Annotated in this window: 12 protein-coding genes; 2 read left to right on the forward strand and 10 right to left on the reverse strand. The window is 60.9% G+C overall.

The genetic code is table 11. The annotated features are described in order from the left end of the window. Window positions 1-138 precede the first annotated feature (138 nt). Window positions 139-291: a DUF1127 domain-containing protein gene (locus AC5E6N_RS22140; protein WP_491691812.1), complete on the reverse strand. Its 153-nt coding sequence runs from the start codon at window positions 289-291 to the stop codon at window positions 139-141. A gap of 282 nt (window positions 292-573) precedes the next feature. On the opposite strand from AC5E6N_RS22140, the gene AC5E6N_RS22145 reads away from it, so the two are divergent. Together AC5E6N_RS22145 and AC5E6N_RS22150 are read left to right on the forward strand one after the other, a co-directional pair. Further along, on the forward strand, window positions 574-1,413 hold the full coding sequence (locus AC5E6N_RS22145) for a universal stress protein (protein WP_491691813.1): 840 nt from the start codon (window positions 574-576) through the stop codon (window positions 1,411-1,413). Between the two features lie 91 nt (window positions 1,414-1,504). Beyond that, on the forward strand, window positions 1,505-1,717 hold the full coding sequence (locus AC5E6N_RS22150; RefSeq protein ID WP_491749842.1) for a DegT/DnrJ/EryC1/StrS family aminotransferase: 213 nt from the start codon (window positions 1,505-1,507) through the stop codon (window positions 1,715-1,717). On the opposite strand, the gene AC5E6N_RS22155 is transcribed toward AC5E6N_RS22150, so the two are convergent. From AC5E6N_RS22155 to AC5E6N_RS22195, 9 genes are all read right to left on the reverse strand, one after another. After that, window positions 1,617-1,964: a hypothetical protein gene (locus tag AC5E6N_RS22155; RefSeq protein ID WP_491749843.1), complete on the reverse strand. Its 348-nt coding sequence runs from the start codon at window positions 1,962-1,964 to the stop codon at window positions 1,617-1,619. The genes AC5E6N_RS22150 and AC5E6N_RS22155 overlap by 101 nt on opposite strands. Continuing rightward, complete coding sequence (locus AC5E6N_RS22160) at window positions 1,961-3,709, reverse strand: portal protein (protein ID WP_491749844.1); 1,749 nt, start codon at window positions 3,707-3,709, stop codon at window positions 1,961-1,963. The genes AC5E6N_RS22155 and AC5E6N_RS22160 overlap by 4 nt, the downstream gene beginning before the upstream one ends. Then, window positions 3,706-3,918 carry a hypothetical protein gene (locus tag AC5E6N_RS22165; RefSeq protein WP_491749845.1) on the reverse strand — a complete coding sequence of 71 codons (213 nt, stop codon included), beginning with the start codon at window positions 3,916-3,918 and terminating at the stop codon, window positions 3,706-3,708. Before AC5E6N_RS22165 ends, AC5E6N_RS22160 begins: the two co-directional genes overlap by 4 nt. Before the next feature lie 262 nt (window positions 3,919-4,180). Further along, window positions 4,181-4,702: a hypothetical protein gene (locus AC5E6N_RS22170; protein WP_491749846.1), complete on the reverse strand. Its 522-nt coding sequence runs from the start codon at window positions 4,700-4,702 to the stop codon at window positions 4,181-4,183. Between the two features lie 11 nt (window positions 4,703-4,713). Next, window positions 4,714-5,139, reverse strand: a complete 426-nt coding sequence (locus AC5E6N_RS22175; RefSeq protein WP_491749847.1) for a hypothetical protein — start codon at window positions 5,137-5,139, stop codon at window positions 4,714-4,716. Between the two features lie 66 nt (window positions 5,140-5,205). Next, window positions 5,206-5,751: a hypothetical protein gene (locus AC5E6N_RS22180; RefSeq protein WP_491749848.1), complete on the reverse strand. Its 546-nt coding sequence runs from the start codon at window positions 5,749-5,751 to the stop codon at window positions 5,206-5,208. Then, window positions 5,751-7,034, reverse strand: a complete 1,284-nt coding sequence (locus tag AC5E6N_RS22185) for a PBSX family phage terminase large subunit (RefSeq protein ID WP_491749849.1) — start codon at window positions 7,032-7,034, stop codon at window positions 5,751-5,753. The genes AC5E6N_RS22180 and AC5E6N_RS22185 overlap by 1 nt, the downstream gene beginning before the upstream one ends. Window positions 7,035-7,052: 18 nt before the next feature. Then, complete coding sequence (locus tag AC5E6N_RS22190) at window positions 7,053-7,385, reverse strand: hypothetical protein (RefSeq protein ID WP_491749850.1); 333 nt, start codon at window positions 7,383-7,385, stop codon at window positions 7,053-7,055. Beyond that, the coding region (locus AC5E6N_RS22195; RefSeq protein ID WP_491749851.1) for a hypothetical protein at window positions 7,382-7,577 on the reverse strand (196 nt) is incomplete at its 5' end. The genes AC5E6N_RS22190 and AC5E6N_RS22195, both read right to left, overlap by 4 nt.

Here is a 7,577-nt window from a genome sequence, read left to right on the forward strand (position 1 = left end):
GAAGCGGGCCCGTCTCGAAGACGGGGGAGCTAACCCAAAGCAATGGAACTTAGAGCATCGCAACATCCAAAAGAAAAGCGGCTCCCCGGAACCGGAGAGCCGCCTTCACCTGCAAAACAGGATCGCGAGGGCTGAAATCTAGTTCAGACGGCGATGACCTGCGACAACACAGGGGATATCGGCGCGGTAAATGCCGAGATCGGCGAGTTCCCGGTCGGAAAGCCGGCTGAGTTCGTTGCATGCGCGGTTGTGGGCCCGGTGCGCTTGCAGTGCTTTGAATACGGATTTCATCGTCTCGCTCCACGAACAGAGGACATGTCTTTGCTTTCTTGCCAAGCGCATATAATGATGCCAGGACTTGGTAAAAGTGACAATTGAGCATTGGAGCCTTGCAATATTGCATCGCACAATGCGCATAGCGGCCGGGCGACTTCTACGCAAGTATGATACGAACGGCCGTTCATTTGACAGAAATCAACGTCACGCCTGTCATGGCCTGCCATAGTGACCGCATCGCAAAGAGCCGGCGGGATGCAAGGCACCGGCGGATCACAAAGACCGATGGAGAAGAGCATGTCCTACAAGACCATCCTGGCCGTACTGCGCAACAGGAAAGACTGCGAGAATGTTCTCGACACAGCGCTGCAACTGACGGAAGCCTTCGACAGCCACTTGATCGGACTGCACGCCGAACCCGCGATGAAGGTTTCATACGCCGCGCCCATCGAGATACCGGACGCCGCCGTCTTCAAGACCGACCAGGAGGACATCGATCTGAAAATGATGGATGTTGCGGAGGCATTCAAACACAAGAGCGAACGCCAGGGCGTGTCCTGGGAATGGCGGCCGATACGCTCTTTGTCGGGCGACAACGCCCTGTCGGCGCTGTCCAGCGCCCGCTGCGCGGATCTCGTCGTGGTGCGCCAGAACGAGGACGAGAAGGAAGACGACTTCACCGACCTTGAAGCGCTTGTGCTCGAGAGCGGACGGCCGGTTCTCTTCGTCCCCTATGTCGCGCGCGAGGCAAGCCCCATCAAGCGCGCGATCGTCGGCTGGAACGCGACGCGCGAATCCGCACGGGCCGTCTTCGATGCGCTTCCGCTGCTGAAAGCGGCGCAAGAGGTGGAGATCCTGTGCGTGGACCCGGAGGACAATGCCGAGCAGAGCAAATCGATGGCGGGAGCGGAAGTCGCGGCCGCCCTCACCCGGCACGGCATCAACGTATCGATGAAGACGGAGATTTCGGACGGGCTTCCGGCCGCCGCGATCATCCAGAACCGGCTCGCCGACACCGGCGCCGATCTGCTGGTGATGGGCGCCTACAGCCGCTCACGCCTTCGCGAATATCTCTTCGGCGGCGTCACCCGCACCATGCTGCAGTCGATGCCGAACCTCACCTTGATGTCGCGCTAATACCCTCTGCCCCGTTAGGCTGTCGATCTCTTTCTCCCGCGGCCGCGTCCAACCGGCCGCGGGTCGCTCGACTTAGAGCGTGTCTGACTGCATGATCCTCGTCCACGTCCTTGGTCATGCCTCGAATATCCAGCAGGTTATGGAAATATGTGCCGAATTCGATGTGATGTTGATTGAAGACACGTGCTTGAACTCATACGTTGTCAAAGCGACCGGCCCTCCTCGCGCGTCGCCAATGTCTCGGCAACAGCCGCCCGGTAAAGCGCCGAGAGATCGCCTTCCGCGCCGAGGCCGAGACGGATGATGCGGGCGAGCACGCGTCGCATGGCGTTGGCCTCGCGCAAAGCCTCGCCCGTCGCCTCCTGATCCTGCGAGAAGAAATAGCCGGTGAAGGCCGACAGATCGGCCAGCACCGTCGACTGGTCCTGCTGCGTCGCGCCCGGGCCGAAGAAGACGCGGTGATAGGCGCCCTGCAGTTCGGACATGGCGGTCGCGTCGCGGCGCCGCGCCCCCTCCTTCCCGGTCGACAGGGAATGCAATGGCTGGCTCATGGGGTCTGCTCCATCTGTTCTTCCGCTTCACCCGCCCCTGCCGCGCCCTGCAGCATCATGGCGAGTTTTTCAGGATCGAGAGCGCCGTCGGGGCCGGTCGCTCCGAGCGCCTTGCCGCCCTCGGCTGCCGCGCTGGCCGCCTCGCCGCCTGCCCGGATGATGTCCATCGAGCCGAGTATCTGCTGCAAATTGTCGGCCTTTGCCCGGTCCTGCTCGACTTCGGCGGCAGGCCGGAAAATCGACCGCGGCGCACCATGCACATCCTGGGCGATGTCGAGCATCTCGTTCATGTCGAACCGCTCAAGCGCCTCCGGATGGCCCATCTGCGCCATCATGCCGGCAAGTTCGAGCACACGCTGCATGCCGACGATCTCCCCTGCCCGGCGCATCTTGTCGAGCGGCCCGGTGAAGGCAACGCCGATCTCCCGGCCCTCAAGGCTTTGCGGTGCGCCGAGCGCCGCGCCCGGCCGGAACACGCCCTTGCTTTCCAGAATGGCGAACTCCCGGTCGACCATGCGCGCCAGCCCCTCCTGCAGCGAGAGGCCGGACGGTCCCAGAAGATCGCCCTTTTCCTGCGCGCGGATCGCGGCTTCCGTCGCGGTCATCTGCGGGTTCTGGATCAGGATCTGCCACAGATTGACATAGAGGCTCTCGCGCAGCTGGTTCTGCTTGGCCTCGATGACGGCGCGGGCGAAGTCCGGCCGCTGCTGGGTGATGATCGGCCGGATCAGGAGCTCGCCCGTCTCGCTCAACAGGCCCGGATTGGGCGCGCCGGGGTTGAGGTTCGGCGCGTTCGGCGCGTCGTCGCGCTGGGCGGTCGGCGGGTTCACCCATTGCTGCGTGGCGATGTATTCCTGTTTGGAGAGCATATTGACCGATTTGATCTCGGCCAGCGCCAGCGACACAGGACCCTCGCAATAAGGCCCCTGGTGCTCGCGGTTCCAGTGGAAGACGATATAGGGGAAGCTGCGATAGCCGCCCTTGCCGATCAGGTGTTTCTCGTCCCGCTCGAAATAGTAGGACACATAGCGCATGGTTGCGCGCTCGCCATCCGGATGCGGCATGACGGCATGGACGACGGTCACCGGCGTTTCCTGCCGTCTGGCGTCCTCGGCGGCGCGCCTGACTTTCTGCGAGCACTTCTCGCCCCAGCGCTCGACGCACTGGCGCGCGGTGCGGCGGAAGACGCGGAAATTGGTGTCCACCACCCCCTCGAAATTCGTCGCCAGATGGTTCTCCAGCAGCGGCACATGCCGGTAGGAGATCGGCGATGAGAGCCCCTGCCCGACGCGTTCCTCGACATACATCACGCTGGTGCCGAAGGCGGCCCTGCCCTTCACGGCCGCCTTGCTGGCGAGCGTGAAGCCGGAGACCGGATTGTATCGCATGCGGAAGGCATAGCGCGTCAGATCGTCGAACCAGCGCTTTTCCTCGTCATCGGCTTCACCGGCAAAGGGATCGCTGCTTTTGAGCGTGTGCCAGGTGGCGCTTGCCGGCATGACAAGCGAGATTTCCCCGGCGGCCAGACGGTCGATCGCCATCAGCGAGGTGTGGTCGTAGATATTGGGCGCCTCGAGCGCGCCATAGGGCCGCGCGGCGGTGCCGCCGACCGCCTCCAGCATGTCATGATAGGCCATGCCGGGCGCGACATAACGCGCGACGTCGCGCCAGTGGCCTTCCCAGGGGCGGCGCGTGTTCTCGAGCTGCGAGAGCCGGTCCAGCAGTTTGTCGATCACCCCGTTCATGTGTTCGACTGCCCGAGCCGCGTCGCGCCGGAGACGACATGCGCGCCAAAGCCGCTGTCACCGAGCGCCGATGTGAAGATATTGGCGCGCGCGCCGCGCGAGCGCCTGCGCCGCAGCCGGGCCTCGACACGCAAATTGGCGTCGCGGTCGCGGGTTACGGGGCGAGGAACAAAGGGTTCCGGCGTGTCGACCTTGGTGCGAAAGCACATGATGTTGCCTTTCCTGTCATAATGAAAACGGGCATTGCTCGCGCGCACGGCGCGTCGATTTCTTGCTTCGTGTGTGTCGTTTTCCAACCGAAAGATGCGACGTTTGCGCTGCGGGTGGCTGGTATCCTCAATAGGTGATTGCACCGTCGCGAACCATGCCAATAGCTGGACTGCGCTGACGCGGCGCAGTCTGGAATTGGGCTAGCGCCCTGTTTTCATGAAATAAAATCGAGTGAGAAAATGCTTTAGTGCTCGGACCGTATCACGGCCATTCCAATCTGAGATCATCTTTCATGCGTTTCAGTCCGTCCCAGGACGGGCCTTTGTATTTGGGATCGACAAATGACAAAATGCCCACCCGTGGGTCTTCAAACTCGTTCAGAACCAGTTGTTTGTTCTTCACAGCATCCAGCACAAGATAGGCGATGGCTTCCCGTGGTAGACTGTTCTTCTTCGCAAAGGCAGCGATCTGATTGCCAATGTGATTGTTGTACATGTCGCGGCGTCCGTCCCGCCAGACGCCATCCAGGGTATAACCTTTCTTGCCTCGGATCGCTTTGTATGAACCGACCGGGAATTCTTTATACTCCCGTAAAGTGCCCCAAAAATTTGAATAGGCCAGATTATTCTCGTACCTTAGGACGGCGGATGCATAGGCATGGGCAAATGCATTCTTGTGCTGGTCTTTCTTTTTGGGACCTTGGTTATTCCTTATTTTGAATCTGTCCGACAATTTGTTGATTTCATTAGTGAGTGCGTCAATATCGGGAACGATCTTATCCATCAAAACTCTCCTTATCGGGGATCAAATATCAAGTATCGGGGCGGGTCTTCTTCAGTGCCCACAATGCCTATCTCAAAATGCTGATTGAGATCGCGGCACTCCCAGTCATATTCATCCATGACACGTGCAGGAACGTTGCGGTCCGAGTATGCGTTGCACTGTCCGTCGCGAAAAAGAGCGATAGCCGACAGATTGAATTTGCCGCATCCATTGTCCGTGAATTCCGAGCTTTTCGGGCCAAACAGACAAATACGCTCATAGCCGGCAAAGAGTGGGTCGTTGTTGAGGATGGTCCCGCCATTACCGAGTATTTCGATATGTTCCTCAGCAAAAAGAGAAGGACGATCGTCGGCGACTTCGAAATAAAGCCAAACGGCAATTGCGGCAAAGAACGTTCCAAAAAAACCTAAAAACAGCCACAGTTCCAGGTGCTTCATTTCGGTTCCCCTTTGAGTGTGCGTATCGCGAAACATGGCGCGTCACTTCAATCATGGATTATGTTCTTATTTTGTTCTAGTCAATGCCGAATTGGCTCTTTGTGACGAGTCCGTCGTTTGCCAGCGCGCAAAAACCTCTTCGGGAACCGTTCTGCAAATCCAGGCATAGAGCCGGAAGCATTCGCCATTGCGCCCCCAGTCCTCCAGCGCGCAGCACCGCTCCGCGCCGGCTGCCTCAAGCCAGCGATGGGCGCCGGTGTGGGTCTCGATCGTGCGCACCTCGATGCGCCGTATGCCTTGTTCCAGCCAGCCGGGCGCGATTTTGCTGAATACAAAACGGGTGACCGCCGGGACGCAGCGCTCGAAGCCCGGCCTGCCGAAGGCCCAGCCATTGAGCACGCCGTGGCTGATCTCGCTGAAGCCGAAGGCGCCGCTCGGCTGCCCCCTGTCGAGGGCCGTCCAGCTCTGCCCGCCGCCGATGCAGAACGCGGCGATCTCCGCCGGTTTCGTGCCGGGCGGCACCTGGCAGTAAATTTCCTCGCGGTCGCACGGCCGCATATTGGCGGCGATGTAGGAGACATCGCGCAGCGTCGCGGGCACGATATCGACCATCACCAGCCCTCCAGCGGGTTATAGGCGCTGCCGGCGCTCGCCGGTCGCGTGGAGACCGCGTTCATCCTCTCGTGATGGACGGCTTCGGCGAAGGTCAATGCCAGCGCGTCGGCACAGTCGGGAGAGATCAGGCCGCGCTTCTTCATCTCTTCCTTCTTCTCGATCTGGATGCGGTTCTGCCCATCAAAGCCATAATTCGGGGCCTGCAGGTCGATCGCCAGTTCGTCGTCATCGGGAATGGAGCCGACATCGCGCAGCCAGTCGCGCATGCGCGCCCACATCTCGGCGCGTTTGTTGCGGTAGCGTGTGGCGTTCCCCGCCCGCGCGCCGCCATTGACGTCGATGACCCGCAAGCCGAGCTGGCGCAGCCGGTCGACCACCCCGCCGCCGACGCCGACACCGTCGACAAAAAGCGCGTGCGGCTTTTCCCGTGCCGCGATCTCGCTGACCCGGCCCGCCGTCTGCATCAGATCGAGCGTCGACCAGCGCCAGATGCGGTTCAGCCGGGGCCCCTCGCGCAGAACAAGAACCGTCCGGTCATCGCCGAAGCGGGCGACATCCAGCCCCATGATGCGCGGCCCGTGGGAAGGCTCAGCGGGGCGCTCCTGCGCGGCACGGATGGTTTCGCGCGCAATGAACTGCATATCGGAGATGTTCTGATACCCGCCCAGCCACACGTGGTCGTATTTTAACGGATCCGCCAGCCGGTCGCGCTCCATGTCGGCGCGGAGCACGGCGGGAAAGAACGGATTATCGGAATAATTCGCCCGGATCACGATCGCGCCGCCCGGCTTTTCCTTGCGCAGCAGCCGGTCGATCGGATCCGTGGGACGCTCCGGGTTCCAGGAGAACCACAATTCGCTGTCCGGCATGCGGATGGTCGGGATCAGAAGATCGAGGCTCTTTTGCGAAATCGTCTGCGCCTCCTCCACCCAGGCGATATCGAAGCCTTCCAGCGATTTGATGCTCGCCGCATTGTGGTTCTTCAGCCCGCGAAAGGTAAAAAGGCTGTCGTTCGGCCCGCGGATCTGCGTAGCGGTGACGTCGAAATGGGATGTCAGCCCGTAAGCGGCGATCTTGTCTTCCAGAAGCTGCTTGACGGAATCCTTGATCGAGTTCTGCACCTCGCGCAGACATACGGCGCGCGTGCGCTGCCTGAGTGCGCGAAGGCACAACAGCCCGCCGAAAAAATGCGATTTGCCGCTGCCGCGCCCGCCCCACGCGCCCTTGAAGCGCGCCGGTGCGACCAGCGGCCGGAACACGTCCGGGAACTGGATGTCCATAAGGTCTCTTACTGTCGTTTAGCTGCGGCGCTGCTCGCCGCTGATTTCCTGTTCGGCGGCAACGAAGCGCACCGAAAACTCAAGATTGACCCGCTCGCCCTTGCCGCCGGTCAGTTGCATGGGCAGCACTTTGCCCAACAGGGTCAGAAAGGCGCTCGGATGCGTTTCCGCTTGCTTCCTCAGATAGGCGACCATATCGCCGCCCCCGGCCTCGACCGCTGCCTGGATGATCGCGTCGCGGATAATGGGCACCTGCCCGTCCGCAACGGCATCAGCATCCGATCCGCTTTTCTCCCCGCATTTGTGATGCGGCAAACCTGCCGGGTTCGCCGCATGTTCGGCCTTGCTCATTGCCCGGTATCCAGATCTGAATAAATCTGGCGGTAGCCTGCCGGCTCACCATTGGCGTCAAAACAAGGCGAGCCTAAAATGAGATGTCGACGAGTTACCTCACTAACTCTGTACCCATCACCTTCCGCTTTTTCCTGAAGCACGGCTTTTGCGGCGATCATATCACGTCTCAGATTTGGAAATTTGTCCAAA

The sequence above is a fragment of the Hoeflea sp. genome (genome assembly GCF_984452065.1).

What these genes read in the sequence shown, in the direction of transcription:
- AC5E6N_RS22140 (WP_491691812.1), bottom strand. Translation starts at nt 291, where the DNA reads ATGAAATCCGTATTCAAAGCACTGCAAGCGCACCGGGCCCACAACCGC.
- AC5E6N_RS22145 (WP_491691813.1), top strand. Translation starts at nt 574, where the DNA reads ATGTCCTACAAGACCATCCTGGCCGTACTGCGCAACAGGAAAGACTGC.
- AC5E6N_RS22150 (WP_491749842.1), top strand. Translation starts at nt 1,505, where the DNA reads ATGATCCTCGTCCACGTCCTTGGTCATGCCTCGAATATCCAGCAGGTT.
- AC5E6N_RS22155 (WP_491749843.1), bottom strand. Translation starts at nt 1,964, where the DNA reads ATGAGCCAGCCATTGCATTCCCTGTCGACCGGGAAGGAGGGGGCGCGG.
- AC5E6N_RS22160 (WP_491749844.1), bottom strand. Translation starts at nt 3,709, where the DNA reads ATGAACGGGGTGATCGACAAACTGCTGGACCGGCTCTCGCAGCTCGAG.
- AC5E6N_RS22165 (WP_491749845.1), bottom strand. Translation starts at nt 3,918, where the DNA reads ATGTGCTTTCGCACCAAGGTCGACACGCCGGAACCCTTTGTTCCTCGC.
- AC5E6N_RS22170 (WP_491749846.1), bottom strand. Translation starts at nt 4,702, where the DNA reads ATGGATAAGATCGTTCCCGATATTGACGCACTCACTAATGAAATCAAC.
- AC5E6N_RS22175 (WP_491749847.1), bottom strand. Translation starts at nt 5,139, where the DNA reads ATGAAGCACCTGGAACTGTGGCTGTTTTTAGGTTTTTTTGGAACGTTC.
- AC5E6N_RS22180 (WP_491749848.1), bottom strand. Translation starts at nt 5,751, where the DNA reads ATGGTCGATATCGTGCCCGCGACGCTGCGCGATGTCTCCTACATCGCC.
- AC5E6N_RS22185 (WP_491749849.1), bottom strand. Translation starts at nt 7,034, where the DNA reads ATGGACATCCAGTTCCCGGACGTGTTCCGGCCGCTGGTCGCACCGGCG.
- AC5E6N_RS22190 (WP_491749850.1), bottom strand. Translation starts at nt 7,385, where the DNA reads ATGAGCAAGGCCGAACATGCGGCGAACCCGGCAGGTTTGCCGCATCAC.